At 52.3% G+C, this 375-nt stretch carries 1 pseudogene; it reads left to right on the top strand.

Features of this window, described 5'->3' with window-relative positions:
- Nucleotides 1-375 (top strand): annotated as a pseudogene (locus J0A66_RS22025) (exodeoxyribonuclease V subunit gamma); the annotation flags it as partial.

Genomic DNA, 375 nt, shown 5'->3' with positions numbered 1-375 from the left:
ACCACAAAATCTGCTTGAGCATATACAGCATGAGATTCTTAACCTGACGTTGCGCGGCAGTCCGGAGCCGCTCAGTGCAGAGGCATTGCTTGGTCAAGATCAAAGTTTACCCAGACAAGTCATAGACGCTGGTGATAACAGCCTCAAGGTCGTTAGTTGCCATTCCAGGTTGCGGGAATTGGAAGTCTTGCATGACCACTTGCTGCGCTTTTTCCGTCAAGGTCCGGATAATCATCCCGGTGACGTGATTGTGATGATGCCGGATGTGGCCGAATATGCGCCGCTGATTCACGGGGTGTTTGGCGGCCACCGCCAGGAACTGGCTATTCCTTATGCCATTTCTGATCGCAGCTTAGTGCAAGAATCGCCGCTGCT

Source organism: Bowmanella dokdonensis (assembly GCF_017254865.1).
GTDB lineage: Bacteria > Pseudomonadota > Gammaproteobacteria > Enterobacterales > Alteromonadaceae > Bowmanella > Bowmanella dokdonensis.
The sequence above is the reverse complement of the archived record's forward strand: the minus strand, read 5'-3'. Positions and strand labels throughout refer to the sequence as shown.